The sequence below is a fragment of the Microvirga ossetica genome, assembly GCF_002741015.1.
Classification (GTDB): domain Bacteria; phylum Pseudomonadota; class Alphaproteobacteria; order Rhizobiales; family Beijerinckiaceae; genus Microvirga; species Microvirga ossetica.
The window spans coordinates 484,538-503,108 of sequence record NZ_CP016618.1; the positions used below are offsets into that span (position 1 = coordinate 484,538).

Annotated in this window: 15 protein-coding genes and 1 pseudogene; all 16 read left to right on the forward strand. The window is 62.0% G+C overall.

Features of this window, described 5'->3' with window-relative positions; genetic code table 11:
• Window positions 1–74: 74 nt before the first annotated feature.
• Window positions 75–182 (forward strand): annotated as a pseudogene (locus tag BB934_RS49685) (carbohydrate ABC transporter permease); the annotation flags it as partial.
• A 10-nt stretch (window positions 183–192) separates the two neighbouring features.
• Window positions 193–1,926 (forward strand): L-arabinonate dehydratase, encoded by a 1,734-nt coding sequence (gene araD / locus BB934_RS36840; RefSeq protein ID WP_099514692.1) that lies wholly within the window; start codon window positions 193–195, stop codon window positions 1,924–1,926.
• Window positions 1,927–1,935: 9 nt separating this feature from the next.
• A complete protein-coding gene (locus tag BB934_RS36845) occupies window positions 1,936–2,742 on the forward strand; it encodes an HpcH/HpaI aldolase family protein (protein ID WP_099514870.1) in 807 nt (268 codons plus the stop codon).
• Between the two features lie 11 nt (window positions 2,743–2,753).
• Entirely contained in the window at window positions 2,754–3,635 is an 882-nt protein-coding gene (locus tag BB934_RS36850) for an SMP-30/gluconolactonase/LRE family protein (protein WP_099514693.1), read from the forward strand.
• A gap of 12 nt (window positions 3,636–3,647) precedes the next feature.
• On the forward strand, window positions 3,648–4,412 hold the full coding sequence (locus BB934_RS36855) for an SDR family NAD(P)-dependent oxidoreductase (RefSeq protein ID WP_099514694.1): 765 nt from the start codon (window positions 3,648–3,650) through the stop codon (window positions 4,410–4,412).
• Between the two features lie 9 nt (window positions 4,413–4,421).
• On the forward strand, window positions 4,422–6,425 hold the full coding sequence (locus BB934_RS36860; RefSeq protein WP_099514695.1) for an alpha-glucosidase: 2,004 nt from the start codon (window positions 4,422–4,424) through the stop codon (window positions 6,423–6,425).
• Between the two features lie 3 nt (window positions 6,426–6,428).
• On the forward strand, window positions 6,429–7,199 hold the full coding sequence (locus tag BB934_RS36865; RefSeq protein WP_099514696.1) for a sulfite exporter TauE/SafE family protein: 771 nt from the start codon (window positions 6,429–6,431) through the stop codon (window positions 7,197–7,199).
• Between the two features lie 192 nt (window positions 7,200–7,391).
• The gene (glpK, locus tag BB934_RS36875) at window positions 7,392–8,882 is read left to right on the forward strand and encodes a glycerol kinase GlpK (protein WP_099514698.1); all 1,491 of its coding nucleotides are present in this window, start codon (window positions 7,392–7,394) and stop codon (window positions 8,880–8,882) included.
• A 39-nt stretch (window positions 8,883–8,921) separates the two neighbouring features.
• Window positions 8,922–10,457 carry a glycerol-3-phosphate dehydrogenase gene (gene glpD, locus BB934_RS36880; RefSeq protein WP_099514699.1) on the forward strand — a complete coding sequence of 512 codons (1,536 nt, stop codon included), beginning with the start codon at window positions 8,922–8,924 and terminating at the stop codon, window positions 10,455–10,457.
• Between the two features lie 80 nt (window positions 10,458–10,537).
• Window positions 10,538–12,013 carry a mannitol dehydrogenase family protein gene (locus BB934_RS36885; RefSeq protein WP_237050554.1) on the forward strand — a complete coding sequence of 492 codons (1,476 nt, stop codon included), beginning with the start codon at window positions 10,538–10,540 and terminating at the stop codon, window positions 12,011–12,013.
• Between the two features lie 156 nt (window positions 12,014–12,169).
• On the forward strand, window positions 12,170–13,798 hold the full coding sequence (locus BB934_RS36890) for an NADP-dependent glyceraldehyde-3-phosphate dehydrogenase (RefSeq protein ID WP_099514701.1): 1,629 nt from the start codon (window positions 12,170–12,172) through the stop codon (window positions 13,796–13,798).
• 43 nt (window positions 13,799–13,841) lie between these two features.
• Window positions 13,842–14,738 (forward strand): DMT family transporter, encoded by an 897-nt coding sequence (locus tag BB934_RS36895; protein ID WP_099514702.1) that lies wholly within the window; start codon window positions 13,842–13,844, stop codon window positions 14,736–14,738.
• Window positions 14,739–15,251: 513 nt separating this feature from the next.
• Window positions 15,252–15,494 carry a hypothetical protein gene (locus BB934_RS47880; protein ID WP_157934554.1) on the forward strand — a complete coding sequence of 81 codons (243 nt, stop codon included), beginning with the start codon at window positions 15,252–15,254 and terminating at the stop codon, window positions 15,492–15,494.
• Between the two features lie 311 nt (window positions 15,495–15,805).
• Window positions 15,806–16,108: an antA/AntB antirepressor family protein gene (locus BB934_RS51245; protein ID WP_418294805.1), complete on the forward strand. Its 303-nt coding sequence runs from the start codon at window positions 15,806–15,808 to the stop codon at window positions 16,106–16,108.
• An 820-nt stretch (window positions 16,109–16,928) separates the two neighbouring features.
• Complete coding sequence (locus tag BB934_RS36910) at window positions 16,929–17,669, forward strand: LuxR C-terminal-related transcriptional regulator (RefSeq protein WP_099514704.1); 741 nt, start codon at window positions 16,929–16,931, stop codon at window positions 17,667–17,669.
• Window positions 17,666–17,914, forward strand: a complete 249-nt coding sequence (locus BB934_RS49695; RefSeq protein WP_099514705.1) for a hypothetical protein — start codon at window positions 17,666–17,668, stop codon at window positions 17,912–17,914. The genes BB934_RS36910 and BB934_RS49695 overlap by 4 nt, the downstream gene beginning before the upstream one ends.
• Window positions 17,915–18,571: the final 657 nt, after the last annotated feature.

The following is an 18,571-nucleotide window of genomic DNA, read 5'->3' on the forward strand; positions in this document are numbered from 1 at the left end:
CATTCCCACTGGTCCGGGTTCCGGATGGATCGACTGGCCGTATGCGCGTCGGCGCCCTGTTCCAGATCGCGGTTCCGGTGGTCTCGGCAGTATTTGTGATTGGTATCGTGCCTGTCACGGCCCTGATCGTGATCTTACAGGAGCGTGTCGTATCCGGCCAAACCTCCGGCGGCATCAAGGGAAGGATTTTTTATGACACGCCGACCCATCGGGAAGTTGCGGAGCCAGCGCTGGTTCGCCTCCGACGACATGCGTGGCTTCGCGCATCGCCAACGCACCCAGCAGATGGGCCTGCGCCGGGAGGAGTTTCTCGGAAAGCCGGTCGTTGCGATCGTCAACACCTGGAGCGACCTGAGTCCTTGCCACTCGCATCTCCGCGATCGGGCAGAGGCCGTGAAGCGCGGTGTCTGGCAGGCGGGCGGCTATCCGGTGGAGCTGCCGGCCCTGTCGGTCGGAGAGGTGATGGTGAAGCCCACCACCATGCTCTATCGCAACTTTCTCGCGATGGAGGTGGAAGAGCTCCTGCGCTCGCACCCCATCGACGGGGCCGTGCTGCTGGGTGGCTGCGACAAGTCCACGCCAGGCCTCCTCATGGGGGCGATCAGCATGGACATTCCGGTGATCTACTGTCCGGCGGGGCCGATGTCGAACGGGCAATGGCGCGGCCAGAAGACGGGAGCCGGAACCCATACCAAGAAGTATTGGGACGAGCTTCGGGCCGGCAACATCACCCAGGGCGATTGGGTCGATCTGGAGAGCCGGATGACCCGTTCTATCGGCACCTGCAACACCATGGGAACAGCGTCCACCATGACGTCCATCGTGGACGCCATGGGCCTGACGCTTCCGGGCGCGTCATCGATACCAGCGGCCGATAGCGGCCATCCGCGCATGGCCTCGGCCTGCGGCGAGCGCATTGTCGAGATGATCTGGGACGACTGGAAGCCGTCGCGCCTCCTCGACGCGAGAAGCTTCCGCAATGGCTTGGTTACCTACATGGCGCTCGGGGGCTCCACGAACGCCGCCGTGCACCTCATCGCCATGGCGCGCCGGGCTGGTGTCGACCTCACCCTCGACGATATGTCCGACATGGCCGGCAGGGTGCCGGTCTGTGCCAACCTCTTCCCGTCCGGCGAGCACCTGATGGAGGACTTCTACTTCGCGGGCGGGCTTCTGGCACTGCTCAGGAAGCTGGAGCGGCATCTCGACCAGGATGCCATGACCGTGAACGGCAAGACCCTGGGTGAGAACGTCGCCGGAGCCGAGTGCTGGAACGACGATGTCATCCGGGGCGAAGACAATCCGGTCGTGCCGCTTTCGCGCGGCAAGACGCTCGCCGTTCTGCGCGGCAACCTCGCCCCGAACGGCGCGGTCATGAAATCCTCGACAGCGAGCCCGAAATTCCTCAAGCATGTCGGGCCGGCGCTCGTCTTCGACAGCCCCGCCGAAATGAACCGGACCATCGACGATCCCGACCTCGACATCACGGAGGACACGGTCATCGTGCTGCGCAATGCCGGTCCTGTCGGGGCGCCGGGCATGCCGGAATGGGGCAACCTCCCGATCCCGAAGAAGCTCCTGAAGCAGGGCGTGCGCGATATGGTCCGCATCTGCGACGGGCGTATGAGCGGCACCCATTACGGCACCTGCATTCTGCACGTGGCACCCGAAGCGGCTGTGGGCGGTCCCCTCGGGCTTCTCCGGACGGGCGACCTCGTGGAGCTCGATGTGGAGGCCGGACGCCTCGACATGAAGGTCGACAAGGCCGAGCTGGAGCGCCGTCGCGCCGAATGGAAGCCAACCGCGCACGTCTATGGGCGATCCTTCGCGGCGCTCTATCAGCGCCATGTCTCGCAGGCTGATGAAGGCTGCGACTTCGATTTCCTCAGCACGCCCGGCCCTGTGGTCGAGCCGTCAATCTTCTAGGTGCTCGTCATGATCGACATTGAGAACCGCTTCAAAGGTTGGCTGCAGGGCGACGGGCCGCGCCCGCCGCTCGGCACCTGGCTCATGGCAGCAGCGCCCGCGACCGCCGAGGCGATGGGCTACAGCGGCTTCGACTTCCTCGTCGTCGACATGGAGCACGTGCCGATCGAAGTGTCGGATCTGGCCCATATCCTACGTGCCATCGGCTGCACGCCGGCCGATGCGGTCGTGCGGCTCGCCTGGAACGATCAGGTGCTCGTGAAGCGGGTGCTCGATGCCGGCGCCCAGACGATCATGGTTCCCTTCGTCCAGACGGCGGAGGAGGCCCGGCAAGCCGTCTCATTTGCGAAATATCCGCCCGAAGGTGTCCGCGGTGTCGCCGCGGTGCATCGCGGCTCACGGTTCGGCCGCGTTGCGGACTATCTCAAGCGCGCCAATGATCAGGTGGCAGTGATCGTACAACTGGAGACGCCGGAAGCTGTCGAGCGGCTGCCGGAAATCGCGGCCGTTCCTGGCATCGACGCATTGTTCGTCGGGCCCGGCGACCTCGCCGCCGCCATGGGGCATATCGGCAATATCGCGCATCCTGACGTTCAGGCGCTGATCGAGAAGGCGGCCGGGATGGCGGGTGACGCCGGCAAGCCGGTCGGCATCGTCGGCCCCAACCCGGACATGGTGCGCCGCTTCATCGGTTATGGATACAGCTATGTGGCGGTGGCATCCGACATCGCCATGATGACGAGCCGCGCCTCCGAGTGGCTCGGCGCCTTGCGCGATCAACCGGCCCCGCCGGATGCTCCAGCCGCAGCCTATTGAGGTTCATTGGGATGTCCCTCTCCGTCGCCCTCGATGTCCGCGCAGAGTTGGGCGAGTGCCCGATCTGGGACGCAGACGAACAGGCGCTGTTCTTCGTCGACATCAAGGGCAGGGCGCTCCATCGCTACAGGCCCGACTCGGGTGAGCATGCCGTCATGACGATGCCGGATGAGATCGGCTGCATCGGTCTGAGGAAGGATGGCAGCTTCATCGCGGGATTCCGTTCGGGCGTGTGGCTACCGGATTCCCAAGGAAATCGTGAGACGAAGCTGGCCGACAACCCGGAGGACCAGCGCACCAGCCGCTTCAATGACGGCCGCGTCGATCTGGCAGGCCGTTTCCTGGTGGGCACCATCGACGAGCCGAAGGATGGCGGTAAGGCGCATCTCTATCGCTACGACCGGCGAGGTCTCGTCACGCTCGCAAGTGGCCTGCTCACGTCGAATGGCGTCGCCTTCTCGCCGGACGGGCGCATGCTCTATCACTCCGATACGCCGACCTTCACGGTCTGGCGCTATGCCTACGATCCGGCACGCGGAGAGGCCACGGACAAGACCTTGTTCGCCCGTCTTGAACCCGCCAAAACCCACCAAGGGCGCCCGGACGGTGCGGCGGTGGATGCGGAAGGCTGCTACTGGACGGCCCTATTCGAGGGCGGACGGATCCAACGCTACGCGTCCGATGGACGTTTGCTGGCGGAATATCCTGTTCCGGCTCGGTGCCCCACCATGGTCTGCTTCGGGGGCGCCGACCTGAAGACCCTTTATGTAACGTCTGCCCGCACAGGCCGCTCCGGCGATGAGCTGACAGCCTTTCCGCACTCGGGAAGCCTTTTTTCCATGCGGGTTGACGTTCCGGGACTCCCCGAAAGCCGTTTCGATCCTTCCGTTTGAGGCCGTATCGCGATGTCGTTCGACTACTCAACCGTCCAATACCGTTCCCTTCAAGGCCGCTCCGTGGTCATCACGGGTGGTGCGTCCGGAATCGGCGAGGAGATGGTGAAGGCTTTCGTGGCGCAAGGCGCACGGGTGTCCTTCATCGACATCGCGAAGGAGCCTGGGGACGCGCTGGCGAGCGCAACGGGAGCCCCCTTCCACGCCTGCGACGTCACCGACATTCCGGCGCTGCGCGAGGTGTTGGCCAGGATCGAAAGCGACCATGGTGGCGTGGATGTTCTCGTCAACAATGCCGGTAAGGACGACCGGCACGATATGACTGAGGTCGAGCCCGAGTCTTGGCGGCGCGCCCTCGCTTTGAACCTCGATCATCAGTTCTTCGCAACGCAGGCCGTCTCCAAGGGCATGGCCGACAGGGGCAGGGGCTCCGTCATCATGCTCGGCTCCATTTCGTGGATGCGCGGCCGTCCTAGCATGGTCGGTTACACGACCGCGAAGGCGGCAATCAACGGCATGACCCGCACGCTCGCCCGCGAGCTGGGGCCGTCCAATATCCGGGTGAACTGCATCGTGCCAGGTGCAATCCTCACGGAACGCCAGGAGAAACTCTGGCTAACGCCGGAGCTGAACCAGCAATTCATCGACCTTCAGGCGCTCAAGTTCCGCCTGGACGCCAGCCATGTGGCGAAGATGGCTCTCTTCCTCGGCTCGGACGAGAGCGGCGGCTGCACGGGTGCGAATTTCATCGTCGATGCCGGCCTGACCCAGAATTGAGAGTGTTCCATGCAACTCCAGACGGCTGACAACGGCTTTGATCTTGTTCTCGACGGAAGGCTCATCCTGCGCCATCGCAGCGATGCACCGTGCCTTTTCGTGGGGCAGGGTGACGCCCGGATGGACATGTACCACGGCAATTTCGACATCGAGGACTATGTTATCGAACGGACGCCGCTCGCCCATGCGGTCGTGTCGGGCACGGAGATCGCCTTCTCGGCCGCTCCGGACCAGCCGGTTCGGGTCATGCTCAACGTGTCGGGCGATGGGCGAAACGCCGTCGTAGCTTTCCATTCGGCGGATCAGTCGATCAACCGCGTCTGGCTGCGCGTTAAGGCCGACAAGGACGAGCATGTCTGGGGCGGCGGCGAGCAGATGTCGTATTTCGACATGCGCGGCCGTCGGTTCCCGCTCTGGACCTCAGAGCCTGGTGTCGGGCGCGACAAGACGACGGAGATCACCTTCAAGTCGGATGTGACCGGCAAGTCGGGCGGCGACTACTGGAACACCAACTATCCGCAGCCGACCTATCTCTCCTCTCGGCGCTATGCGCTGCATGTGGAGACCACGGCCTATTCGGCTTTCGATTTCCGGAAAGACGATTTCCACGAAGTGGAGATCTGGGCCGTCCCGGAACGGATCGAGTTCACGTCACGCCCGACCTTCGTCGCTCTCGTCGAGGCCATGTCTGAGCGCTTCGGACGCCAGCCGCCGCTGCCGGACTGGGTCTATGGCGGCGCGATCATCGGCCTGAAGGACGGGGCGAACTCGCTCGACCGTCTTGAGGCCATCATTGCGGCCGGCACGAAGGTGTCGGGCCTCTGGTGCGAGGATTGGGTCGGCCTGCGCCACACCTCCTTCGGGGCACGCCTGTTCTGGGACTGGAAGGCGAACGACGATCGCTATCCGGGGCTGCGCCAGCGCATCGCCGAGCTGGAGGATCGCGGCATCCGCTTCCTCGGCTACGTCAATCCCTACCTCGCCGTTGACGGCTCTCTGTTCCCGGAGGCGGAAGCCGCCGGCTATTTCGCGACGGACGAGAACGGCAACACCGCCCTGGTGGATTTCGGCGAGTTCGATTGCGGCGTCGTCGACTTCACCAATCCGGATGCTGCCGCATGGTTCGCCGAGCGGGTGATCGGCCAGAACATGCTCGATTTTGGCCTCTCCGGCTGGATGGCCGATTTCGGAGAATACCTGCCGATCGACGTCAAGCTAGCCAATGGAGTCGATGCGAAGCTGATGCACAATGCATGGCCGACGCTCTGGGCCGAGGTGAATGCCCGCGCGGTGGAAAGCCGGGGCAAGACGGGCGAGGCCATGTTCTTCATGCGCGCCGGCTTCACGGGCGTTCAGAAACACTGTCCCCTCCTGTGGGGCGGCGACCAGTCGGTCGATTTTACCCGCCACGACGGGCTCGTGACGGTGATCTCGGGCGCGCTCTCGTCGGGGCTCCTCGGAAACGCCTATCACCATTCGGACATCGGCGGTTATACGAGTCTCTTCGGCAATGTCCGCACGGCGGAGCTGATCATGCGCTGGGCCGAGATGGGTGCCTTCACGCCCGTCATGCGCACTCATGAGGGCAACCGTCCGCGCGATAACCTGCAGATCGATCATGACCCGCAGGTGCTTGCGCATTTCGCGCGGATGACGAGAGTTTATGTGCACCTTGTTCCCTATCTGAAATCTCTCGTGGCGGAGGCTTCCGCTCAAGGGCTCCCGGTCCAGCGGCCCCTGTTCCTCCATTTCGAGCACGATGCCCGGACCTATGCCATCCAGGACGCCTATCTCTACGGCCCCGACCTGCTCGTCGCCCCTGTTTGGCAAGCCGGGAAGATGGAGTGGAGCACCTATCTTCCGGAAGGCGCCGAGTGGGTCCATGTGTGGTCCGGCCGGACATTCGTCGGAGGACACGAGGCCACGGTGCTGGCGCCCTTCGGCGAGCCCCCAGTGTTTTACCGGGCGGCCTCGAAGTTCGCAGAGCTGTTTGCGGGCCTGAGGAATTTCTGAGCGATGTCTGTCGCGGACCTCATCGGCTTTCTCGTGCTGACAGGCGCTGCCGCCTATGCACAGACCCTGACGGGCTTCGCCTTCGGGCTCATCACCATGGGTGGGGTGGGGTTGACCGGGCTGCTGTCGCTGCCGGATGCCGCCATGATCGTGAGCGTGCTGACGCTCGTGAACGCCACGCAGATGCTCCTGAAAGGATGGCGCGATGTGGCTTGGCGCGAGTTCGGCTTCGTCATGGCTGCCAGCATTCCATTGCTCTTCGTCGGATACTGGCTGCTGGAATGGCTCGCCGGAACGCAAGCCGATGTCCTGCGCCTGATCCTCGGTTTCGTGATCATCGTCTCCAGCCTGCAGCTGGCGCGCAAGCCTGAACCTTTGGCGAAGCGGTCGAAGGACGGGTCGTTTCTTTTCTTCGGTGCCATTGCGGGCCTGATGGGGGGAATGTTCTCAACGGCGGGTCCGCCGCTCGTCTATCATTTCTACCGTCAACCGATGCCGCTCGTGACGGTGCGGGAATCGCTCGTCACTGTCTTCGCGCTCAATGCTGTGTTCCGGATCGGCCTCGTGGTGCTCTCCGGCAATCTGCCGTCCGGTTCCACGCTCACGGGCCTCCTCGCCATCCCCAGCGTCATGGGCGCGACCTATGCGGCGCGCCGCTGGCCACCTCCTGTATCGCCGATCACGATGCGCCGCATCGTATTCATTCTCCTTTTCCTCTCGGGCGTGTCGCTCGGAGCGCCTGCCGTCATTCACCTTCTCGGAGCCTCAAGATGACCGTTCATGCAAAGCCCGTGGAGCGCTGTGTTCTGGCATTGAAGACCCCGCCCTTGCTGGTGGGACAGGCCTATGTAGCCGGCGCGTGGATCGATGCCCCAAATGGCAAGACATCAAGGGCCTCCTCGAATTCAAATACCTTTGCCTCGCCGGGCTGTAAGGCCCTGAACCGGATCATGGAAGGAGGAATGCATGGCTGATTTCGTGCTGGCTCTCGACCAGGGCACCACATCGTCTCGCGCCATCGTGTTCGATGGCACCTACAGGATCCGCGGCCTTGCACAACGCGAGTTCCCCCAGATCTATCCGAAACCCGGCTGGGTCGAGCACGATCCTCAGGATCTCTGGCACACGATTGTGGAAACCATGCGATCCGCCCTGGCGGATGCGGGATTGGCCGCCTCAGACATCGCGGCCATCGGCATCACCAACCAGCGCGAGACCGTCGTTCTCTGGGACCGCACGACGGGACGCGCCATTCATCATGCCATTGTCTGGCAGGATAGACGCACGGCGGATCTCTGTGCCGCGCTGAAGGCCGATGGGTCTGAAACGCTGATTACCGATCGGACGGGACTGCTCGCTGACCCGTACTTCTCTGCCACGAAGATCGCCTGGGTTCTGGACAATGTCGAAGGCGCGCGGGCCCGCGCCGAACGCGGCGAACTTGCCTTCGGCACGGTCGATACATGGCTACTCTGGCATCTCACCGGCGGTCGTAGGCACGTCACCGATGCGACCAACGCGTCACGAACGATGCTGTGCAACATTGACACGGGCGAGTGGGACGAGGATCTGTTGCGCCTGTTCCGGGTGCCGCGCGCCATCCTGCCCGAAATCAAGGACTGCATCGACGATTTCGGCACAACGGATCAGGGTCTCTTCGGCGTGGCGATCCCTATTCGGGGCGTAGCCGGCGACCAGCAGGCGGCCACCGTGGGACAGGCCTGCTTCACGCCTGGGATGATGAAGTCCACCTATGGCACGGGCTGCTTTGCCCTTCTCAACACAGGGCATGAGCGCGTGCCCTCGAAGAACCGTCTGCTGAGCACCATCGCCTACCGCATCAAGGGGCAGACGACCTATGCGCTCGAAGGCTCGATCTTCATCGCCGGAGCAGCCGTTCAATGGCTGCGGGACGGGCTCGGCATTCTCCAGCATGCGGACCAATCGGGATCGTTCGCGGCGCAGGCCGACCCGCAGCAGGAGGTCTTTCTCGTTCCCGCTTTCACCGGCCTCGGCGCACCATGGTGGCAACCCGATGCACGTGGAGCGCTCTATGGCCTCACGCGCAACACGGGTCCTAATGAGATCGCCAGGGCGGCGCTGGAATCCGTGTGTTTCCAGACGCGGGATCTACTCGATGCCATGCGTCAGGACTGGTCGGCCGCAGCCGACACGGTTCTTCGCGTCGACGGCGGCATGGTGGCGAGTGATTGGACGATGCAGCGCCTCGCCGACATTCTGAACAGTCCTGTCGACCGGCCGGTCATTCTCGAAACGACCGCCCTAGGTGCGGCCTGGCTGGCCGGATGCGGCGCCGGAGTCTGGCCCGAAAGCGAGGGGTTTGCCAGCAGTTGGCGAGCCGATCACCGGTTCGAGCCGTCGATGGCCGACGGCGAGCGGGAGCGGGCTCTCGCCGGCTGGCGGCGCGCCGTACAACGGACGATCTGGCAGGGTTAGCCGCCCGTGCTGACAGCATTGCATCCGAAAGGGATCGCTATGTCTCATTTAGAGTTCGACATCGTGGTGATCGGCGGCGGCATCAATGGCTGCGGCATCGCCCGTGACGCGGTCGGGCGCAGCTACAGCGTCCTTCTCGCCGAAATGCAGGATCTGGCCAGCGGGACATCATCGGCCTCCACCAAGCTGATCCACGGTGGGTTGCGTTACCTTGAGCATTATGAATTCCGCCTGGTCAGGGAATCTCTGATGGAGCGCGAGGTGCTTTGGGCGATGGCACCCCACATCATCTGGCCACTCCGCTTCGTCCTGCCTCATCACCGGGGCCTGCGGCCGGCCTGGCTCCTGCGGCTCGGTCTGTTCCTGTACGACCATATCGGCGGCCGGGAGCTGCTTCCGAAGACGCGCACCTTAGATCTTACGCGCGATCCGGCCGGGAAGCCCCTGCGCAGGGGATATGCCAAGGCGCTCGAATACTCGGACGCCTGGGTGCAGGATGCTCGGCTTGTCGCCCTCAATGCGCGAGATGCCGCGGACCGGGGCGCCGAGATCCTGACGCGAACGAAAGTGACCCGGCTCCAGCACCGCGACCGCGGATTTCTGGTCGAACTCACGGATCAGGAAACGGGGCAGATCCGCGAGGTGACGGCAAAGCTCGTCGTGAACGCTTCCGGACCATGGGTCGATCAGGTTCTCCGTCAATCGACTGGTACGAACGAGCGCCATGTCCGGCTCGTCCAGGGCAGCCATATCGTGGTCCGGAAGCTGTTCGATCACGACAAATGCTACATCTTCCAGAACAAGGACAACCGCATCATCTTCGCCATTCCCTACGAGGACGATTTCACCTTGATCGGAACGACCGACCGGGATTTTGGCGGGAGCCCCGACAGGGTACAGATTTCAGGCGAGGAAATTGCCTACCTGTGTGCGGCGGCATCCGAGTATTTCGAGCGTGGCATCACGCCCGGCGATGTGGTCTGGACCTATTCCGGTGTTCGTCCCCTTTACGACGATGGTGCGTCGATGGCTCAGGAAGCCACCCGGGACTATGTCATCAAAGTCGACGGAACGGCCCAGGATGGCGCCATCATCAACATCTTTGGCGGAAAGATCACCACCTATCGGCGTTTGGCTGAATCTGTCCTGGAGAAGATCGAAGTGGTGCTCGGCGCCCGCGGGGCCGCGTGGACGGCTGGGGCGACGCTGCCCGGAGGCGACTTCCCCGTCCAGGGATTCGAAGCCTTGGTCTCTCAACTCAAGAAGGAGGCACCTGATGTCCCTGAAGCAACGATCCGCCGTCTTGCTCGCAACTATGGGACGCGGGCCCGGCAAATCCTTGGGGCCAAGGGAGAACTAGGACGGATCTTCGACGCAGATCTCGGCGAAAACGAGGTTGACTACCTGATGGATCAGGAATGGGCACGAGATGTAGAGGATGTCTTGTGGCGCCGCTCAAAACTGGGCCTCAGGTTCTCGCCTGATAAGACGGCTGCCCTCACAGCCCATATGAAAGCGCGCTTAACCGCGCGTGATAGGGCAGGCAAAAGCACTAGCAACAGCGGATACTTTTAATTTCAAGATTTAGCTTGGCTTCGCATCAGAACAGGCTGCCCATCTAAGTGCGAACAACCAAACGAAACATGGAGGCTGTAATGGCGACGCGCCTGAGCAATGCCATAACCGACCATCTCCCACCAAGCGTTCGACGCCCCCGCTATGACAGGAGAGCCGTCGCCACTGGGATCGTTCATCTTGGTGTGGGGGCGTTCCATCGGGCGCACCAAGCCGTCTATACGGACGATATTCCAGCTCAGGATCCGCGTTGGGGAATTGTGGCTGCAAGCCTACGCAGCCCGGAAACCTACGATGCACTCGCGCCCCAGGACAGCCTCTATACCGTTTCAGTGCGATCACAGGCCGAGGAAGACTTGCGTGTGGTTGGCGCTATCCAGCGTATCATCGTCGCACCAAGAGCTCAGGATGATCTTTTGGACGTGATGACCGATCCGCAGACCCGAATTGTGTCCCTCACAGTGACCGAGAAGGGCTATTGCCACGACCCAGCGACTGGTGCCCTGAACGAAGCCCACCCGGATGTCGTGCATGACCTCGCCCATCCTGGCGCTCCGCGGTCTGCTCTCGGCTTCATCATTGAAGCGTTGCGCCGCCGCCGGGCGAAAGGTGTGCCGCCGTTTACAGTACTCTCCTGTGATAACCTCCCGTCGAACGGCCGAACCGTGCGGCCGGTCCTCACCCGATTTGCGGAACTTGGCGATCCCAAATTCGAACGCTTCGTGGCGGATGAGGTCTCCTGTCCCTCGACCATGGTTGACCGGATCGTTCCCGCGACAACAGACGAAGATCGTAAGCGGATTAGCAATGCCCTGAGCGCGAGCGATGCTTGGCCGGTCGTGACCGAGCCTTTCACGCAATGGGTGATCGAGGACCGCTTCCCGCAGGGACGGCCAGCCTGGGAGAGGGCGGGCGCCGAGTTCGTGGCCGACGTCGAGCCCTACGAGCACATGAAGCTCAGGCTGCTCAACGGAAGCCACTCGACCCTCGCCTATCTCGGCTATCTCTCCGGCTACGAAACTATCGCCGTCACCATGGCCGATCCCGCCTTCGTTAGGCTGATTCAGGGGCTCATGGACGAGGAGGTCACTCCCACGCTCCAGATGCCGCTTGGAGCGGATCTGATCTCGTACAAGCGGGCGCTCATCGAGCGCTTCAAGAACCCGGCCCTGAAGCACCGGACTTGGCAGATCGCGATGGACGCTTCGCAGAAGCTGCCGCAGCGCCTCCTGGGTACGGTGCGCGACCGGCTGCGCGAGGGTGCATCCTTCGATCGGCTCGCCCTCGGAGTTGCGGCTTGGATGTGCTATGTCACGGGCGTGGATGAGAAAGGCGCGCCCATCGACGTGCGCGATCCGATGGCAGCAAGGCTGCGGGAGCTGGCTCAGTCCGCAGGGGGCTCCGCCGAGCGCTTGGCAGAGGAGCTGTTCGTTGTGCGTGAAATTTTCGGGGATGATCTTCCCAAGGACCCGCGCTTCACTGGCGCTGTGACGAATGGCCTAAAGAGCCTGTACGAGAAAGGCGCCAAACGAACCGTTACCAATCTTCCAGGCTGATGAAAACGATGACCAGAGGAGATCAACGAACTAGCCTTTGTTTCGATCAGCATACCCATCCCGTCGGTTCGCCTCGCCGAGATGATTGAGACAGATAGACACCGATGAAATCTGTCGCGCTGACGCAAGCGACAGGAACAGATAGGAGATACAGAAATGTTCGACTCTGCCGCGCTTAAGCAGCTGTTTCCTTTCGAGCACGATATGCTTGCCGAGCGCCAGCCCCCATCCCCAGTTCATCAGCGTGTATACCTCGTTAACGGGGAGCTCCGGTCTTGGAGAGGACCTGTCGAAACGGTCCGGTCGCCTGTGTGCGTGCGTCGGCCGGACGGGTCACTGGAACAGGTCGAGCTTGGGAGCTATCCAGTCGGAGGCGTGGAGGAGGCTGAAGAGGCACTGGCCGCAGCCGTCGCAGCCTACGATGAAGGGCGCGGCGTCTGGCCGACCATGACGGTCGCGGACCGCATCGCCTGCATGCAGAGCTTTACCAACCAGATGGTTGCCCGCCGCCAAGAGGTCGTCAGCCTCATCATGTGGGAGATCGGCAAGAGCCAGGCCGACTCGGAGAAGGAATTCGATCGAACGGTCGACTACATCCGCGCCACCATCGAGGCGCTGAAGGAACTCGACAACAGTAACTCGCGCTTCCTGATCGTTGATGGCACGATCGGGCAGATCCGGCGCACGCCGCTCGGGGTCGTGCTGTGCATGGGCCCCTACAATTATCCGCTCAACGAGACCTTCGCCACGCTGATCCCGGCCCTGATCATGGGCAATACCGTCGTGTTCAAGCCGCCGCGTTATGGCGCCCTGCTGTTCTATCCGCTGCTCGAGGCGTTCCAAAGCGCCTTCCCGAAAGGCGTCATCAATACCGTGTATGGCCGCGGCTCGGTGATCGTGCCCCGCCTGCTCGATTCCGGGAAAGTGAACGTCCTCACCCTCATTGGATCGAGCAAGGTCGCGGATCATTTGAAGAAGCTGCCTCCCAAGGCGCATCGCCTGCGGGCCATTCTCGGCCTCGACGCCAAGAACGCCGCCATTGTGCTGCCGGACGCCGATATCGAGCTGGCCGTCAAGGAATGCCTCCTCGGAAGCCTGTCCTTCAACGGCCAGCGCTGCACGGCCCTGAAGATGCTGATCGTCCATCAGTCGATCGTCGAGTCCTTCCTGCGTCGCTTCACCGAGGAGTTGGACAAGCTCAAGGTGGGCATGCCTTGGGAGAAGGGCGTGAGCATCACACCGCTGCCCGAGCCCGGCAAGGTCGATTACATGACGCAACTGGTCGAGGACGCAAAGGCCAAGGGAGCGAAGGTCGTCAACGAGGGCGGCGGAGCCACCTGCGGAACCCTATTCTATCCGGCGGTCGTATATCCCGTCCAGGAGGGCATGAAGCTCTATCGCGAGGAGCAGTTCGGACCGGTCGTGCCCGTGATGCCGTTCGAGGATCTCGAAACGGCCCTTGAATACGTCATCACGTCTGAACACGGACAGCAGGTCAGCATCTTCAGCTCCAGTCCCGATCAGATTGGCCGCCTTGTTGATCCGCTCGTCAACCAGGTCTGCCGGGTGAACATCAATGCCCAATGCCAGCGCGGGCCGGACGTGTTTCCCTTTACCGGACGAAAGGACTCCGCCGAAGGAACCCTGTCGGTCACCGACGCATTGCGCTCGTTCTCCATCCGCTCCATGATCGCCACGAAGCAGACCGAGGCCAACAAGCAACTGCTCGACGCAATCGTGACCGAGCACAAATCCAACTTCATCAATACGCGGTTCATCTTTTGACGCTACGGCGCTGAGGCGGAGCCAAAGGCAGCCGATTTTCTCAATGAACGAACCCTCTATCCCTCGCGACCAGCCGTTGCGCGGCATCGTGCTCATGCTTGCCGCGCTGGCCTGTTTCTCCTGCTCGGATGCAGCCTCCAAGCTCATCACTGCTACCCTGCCGGCGGTTGAGGTCGCGTGGCTACGCTTCTGTGTGTTCACGCTCCTGATACTCGGCGCGGCACGAATGACCGGACAGGAGCGTCCTCTTCAGTCCCATCGACCGGTCCTCCAAACGCTCCGGGCACTTGGTTTGCTGGGCTCGTCCATCTTCTTCATCATGGGGCTGTCGCTTCTACCCATGGCGGAAGCCGCCGCCATCGCGTTCATCTCCCCCATGATCGTGACCGCCCTCTCTATTCCGATCCTTGGAGAGGTCGTCGGGTGGAAACGCTGGGGTGCGGTCGTGGTGGGCCTACTCGGCGTCTTCATTGTGGTACGGCCCGGGGCAGGGGCCTTCAATCCGGCTGCGATGTTGCCAATTCTGTCAGCCATTAGCTGGGCCGTTGCACTGGTGGTGACACGCAAGATGCGCGGATCGGATGGGCCTTTGGTTTCCCTCACCTATGCAGCCATCATGGGCTTGCTGGTCACCTCGGCTCTCGTACCGTTCACGTGGGTAATGCCTGGGTGGCGCGAAATTGCCTTGGGTCTTGTCACAGGCATTGTGTCCACCATCGCGCAATGGCTGCTCATTTTGGCATTCCAGCAGACGCGCGCCTCCGTCCTCGCGCCGATTTCCTACAGCCAACTTGTCTGGTCTGGACTGCTAGGCTACGTTATATTCGGCAACGTGCCTGATCGATGGACACTGGTCGGTGCGAGTGTAATCATCGCCAGTGGCCTTTACAACGCCCATCGCGAGCGCGCGGTTAGGATGTCGCCCGGTCCTGCGGAGTAGATCGATGCATGGGGAAGATCTCTGCGACCGCCTGATCCAGCTGACGCTGGCGCCTATGACCTTCTCCTGCATGACAGCATCCTTGCCAGAGTGGTCAGAAACGGCTCACGCCCACCCTACACCTGGACCGCCGAGTTGCTGGAGGATCGACCCCGAAGCAAGCGGCCCTTTCCCGTCCGGGAGACTGAGCACGATTTCTCGTCTCTGACGAGTTGTGCGCCAGGCTCGGCCACCCATCGGTGACGACCAACAATCGCCATCCCGCCTCTCAGTGCGTGTGAGAGTGCAGCGGTTTCGCTGCGTATACCCTCGTCATATAGGAAAGCAGTTCATCCGTGCGCACCACCCCTAAGAGAGCGCCCCGGCTGAAGCGCTGTCTAATGCATCAACCAGGGCGCTCGTGTGCCAAGGGAATGACGCACGTCTTTGGTGTAGGCTGCTCAGACGGATCGACAATCCTGCATCCCTCACCAGTGCAATCCGCCATGGCTCATCCGCGTGACCCTGCTATGCGTGTCAGCCCTCACCCATCGCACCGCTCAATTCTTTGAAATCACCGATCCTCAGATCCTCGCCTTTCTGGTGATGCCGTTCCTGTTCGTGCTGACCTGCGGCATGGTGTTCTTCAGCCGTGAGAGGCCGAAACCTGAGCAACCTGCTGATCCGCCGGAGCCTGTCACAAGGCCGAAGGCCTTGACACGCGAGCCACGCAAAAGAGGATCAGCAGCTAAACAAGCTGATGCGGCAGAGGATTAGCCGCACTGCATCGGGCAGAGCCCTACCGGATTCCCGCCTCGTATGGCTCGGAACCGTTGTTGCTGTAGGCAGCTGGAAGGTCTCACGAGGCGTGCTCGATCTGGGGCTGAGTCGCATCTGCTCCCGACGAGACACGACGGCCCACAAACAGCATCAGGCCAGCCCCGTGTCCTGCAAGCTACAGACAGCGGCGCGCAAATCGGACAGATGAACGCCCGCCGAGTGTCACGATTGACCGCCGGGAGGGAGCTGAGTTTCAAACCCACTCTCACGTGAGATAAATAAGCCTGTCAGGCGCCATAAAGCGCATCTTGGTCCCAACGGGAAACGCCCGTGACCTGCACCGCTTCCTCGAAGTGCGCAAGGACTTCTCATCGGGGATGAAGGACCGCATCAGCCGGGACAGTTTCGTGGAAGGCGTTGACTGCGGTGTTGACATCGGTCCCCCAAATCGGAGGGGGGAGACGGCCGTTCTGTTGGGTACTGGGTCAGTCGCGACATGGCTGCTGCGGTCGCGGGGCGGGCTACCAGCGCTTGACGAAATGCCCAACGGCAGCGCCGACAGCGATGCCAAAGGCAATGCCGATAGCGATATGATCCAGAGCCGCGCCTAAGGCTGCCCAACACCCACACCGATCGCAATTCCCAGAGCCATGCTTCGATCCTTCAGAAGGGATATGGAGATGGGTCGGCTGCCATCCGTATGTGCAAGCGGCCAAGAGGCTAGGGGTGTTGAGGCAGTTCGCCCGGGTCTGCGTCCAACAGCCGGACTATTGCAGTGACGAGGAGTATCGTGGTGATGATGCCGCTCACGACCACAATGAACCGAAAAAAGTGTTCTACGAAATCCTCTGGCAGCCGCTTCATGATCTCCCTCCGAGATCTCTTCTAGGGAGGAAATCGGCGGTGATCGGTAACATAGGTTAGGGAGCGCTCGGCGATCTCGTCTGTCGGTTAATAGCGTTCCATACTGGTGTTACGCGAAATTACGCCGCTGGCTTTCGCACGCGCCTGTGACCGCGCTGGCCCTTATGGAAAAGGGTCCCTGACGGAAAAGGGTCGCGCCCGAGCTTATGACCATGTTCGCGACCCTTGAGCCCGTATTTGCCCCTACGGTGACGCCCGCATATCGACCTCGGGCGAGGGTTCGCCTTGCACCGCGGTGGGGTAGCACCGTCCGCCCGCTCCCGTACGGCCGTTCTTCTCTCCCGAGACGCCTATCCGCTCCCAGCCCATGACTGAGTGCCAAGGCCATCACAAGTTCACGGAGTTGCTGCCTTGTCGGCACCCGCTCGTTGAGTCAGCCGAGCCGCACGACTGGAAGAGGTAGCCCGTCCGCACCGGTTGCTCTCACATCCGCGACGAACCAACAGGCCTCTTCCTGATGCATTATTCAACCATTGGTCCAAATGTGGCCAGGGGGCTCGTCAGGTTATGTGGTGCGAAGTCATCGGCAGCGATCACCCGCAATGTATTGCCGATACCGCCGTTCCGCGCATCACCACCCTGCTGATCTGCCGCAGTACCTTTCTGCATGCCGGCCTCAGACAGGTCCTGTCGGGCACGCCATTCGCTCTGGCGCACGATGTCTTCGATCCAGCATCGGACAGCCCGGTCTTTGCCGAAAGCGAGCCCGCTCTCATCCTGCTGTGCGAGAGCCTCCCGCTCAACGAGTATCTGGAAATCCTCGCGCGGCTGAAGGCCCGGTATCCCTTGGCATGGGTGGTTCTCGTGGCAGTGGCAGACCTTCTGGAACCTGATACCGTCCTGCGTCTGTACGAGGCCGGACTGAGTGGACTTTGCCCGCCAGCGATGGCCGGGAACAGTTTGGTCAAGGCTCTGGAACTGGTGGTGGCCGGTGAGACCTTCCTTCCGGCTGTGGTCGGGCAGGCTCTGCTCGAACAGTCTCGGCAAAGCATGCTGGACGCTCAGGAGATCCAGATGGCACCAGCCGCCAAGCGTGTGGGACGGTTGACGGATCGAGAGGCTGCAATTCTGCAATGCCTGACGCAGGGCGCATCCAACAAGATGATTGCGCATCGGCTTGGTATCGCGGAAGTGACGGTCAAGGTTCACATCAAAAGCATTCTGAGAAAGGTCCAGGCGGCCAACCGCACGCGAGCCGCCATGTGGGCCCGCCAGCACCAGCAGATGGAAATCCAGCATCACGGTTGAGTTGGCAGGGTCGCACGGCGCATCGTGCCGACAGCGCGAAAGGCCGCTCGTCAAGGGAACTCAAGACGAGCGAGTTCCTTCCGGATGAGCTGCGCTGTCTTGGGGCCAATGCGTTCAAGCCGTTCAAGCCGGTCGGCGACTGCCATGAGCTGGTCGAACGTATTGATGCCGTGTTTCCGCAATCCCTCCCACGCGTGACGGGGCAGACGCAGCCCCTTGATCGAGCCGCTGATACATTCCAGTGAAGCCATTAATCATACCCAGCGTGCTTGTCATCGCCGGTAACAACAACCAAAGCAGGCGAAAGTTATTTGACGACCTCTGCGCAATGTTGGATCAAAGGAGGTAGAGCACCGGATCAATCCGAACCCCTGGGGAATGCAGTCCGTCAGGCATGTTTCACTACTCTTTGGGAAGTCAAGCTTCTTCCGGCGTCCCCCGGAATCGCGCTTACCAGTCTCGCAATTCAGCAGCATCGTGGACGGCCCAGTCTGTAGCATTCGAGGATCACCGTTGGAGCTCGACGATCCCTTTCCACTCGAAGAGCTTCCTGTTCGCATCAGACATACAATCCTGGAAGAGTTCGAGGGCCGTCGCCCATCCGTTCTGGAGGTCGCCAGCCTCCCGGATTCCCATTGGCTCCGGCTGCCTGGCATCGGCCCAAGGGTCCTAGCGTGGATGCGCGCGCTCACACGGGGAGCCCGCCGGAAGGCGCGGCTGCCTTCTTTGGCGGGATTGACTGACGCCGAGTTGCAAGCGGAGTACGGCTGCCTGAAAGACCAGAGAAAAGCTATCGACAACCAGCTCAAAGAGGTCAGAGCGGAACTTCGCTTGAGGACTGAGGCTAATCGCACAGGCTCGAAGAGTTCCCCCTGAGCAATCATCCTCGGTGCATCAACGGC

Bases quoted from the DNA above. Each gene is read 5' to 3' on its own strand.
- araD (WP_099514692.1), top strand. From the start codon at position 193: ATGACACGCCGACCCATCGGGAAGTTGCGGAGCCAGCGCTGGTTCGCC.
- BB934_RS36845 (WP_099514870.1), top strand. From the start codon at position 1,936: ATGATCGACATTGAGAACCGCTTCAAAGGTTGGCTGCAGGGCGACGGG.
- BB934_RS36850 (WP_099514693.1), top strand. From the start codon at position 2,754: ATGTCCCTCTCCGTCGCCCTCGATGTCCGCGCAGAGTTGGGCGAGTGC.
- BB934_RS36855 (WP_099514694.1), top strand. From the start codon at position 3,648: ATGTCGTTCGACTACTCAACCGTCCAATACCGTTCCCTTCAAGGCCGC.
- BB934_RS36860 (WP_099514695.1), top strand. From the start codon at position 4,422: ATGCAACTCCAGACGGCTGACAACGGCTTTGATCTTGTTCTCGACGGA.
- BB934_RS36865 (WP_099514696.1), top strand. From the start codon at position 6,429: ATGTCTGTCGCGGACCTCATCGGCTTTCTCGTGCTGACAGGCGCTGCC.
- glpK (WP_099514698.1), top strand. From the start codon at position 7,392: ATGGCTGATTTCGTGCTGGCTCTCGACCAGGGCACCACATCGTCTCGC.
- glpD (WP_099514699.1), top strand. From the start codon at position 8,922: ATGTCTCATTTAGAGTTCGACATCGTGGTGATCGGCGGCGGCATCAAT.
- BB934_RS36885 (WP_237050554.1), top strand. From the start codon at position 10,538: ATGGCGACGCGCCTGAGCAATGCCATAACCGACCATCTCCCACCAAGC.
- BB934_RS36890 (WP_099514701.1), top strand. From the start codon at position 12,170: ATGTTCGACTCTGCCGCGCTTAAGCAGCTGTTTCCTTTCGAGCACGAT.
- BB934_RS36895 (WP_099514702.1), top strand. From the start codon at position 13,842: ATGAACGAACCCTCTATCCCTCGCGACCAGCCGTTGCGCGGCATCGTG.
- BB934_RS36910 (WP_099514704.1), top strand. From the start codon at position 16,929: ATGTGGTGCGAAGTCATCGGCAGCGATCACCCGCAATGTATTGCCGAT.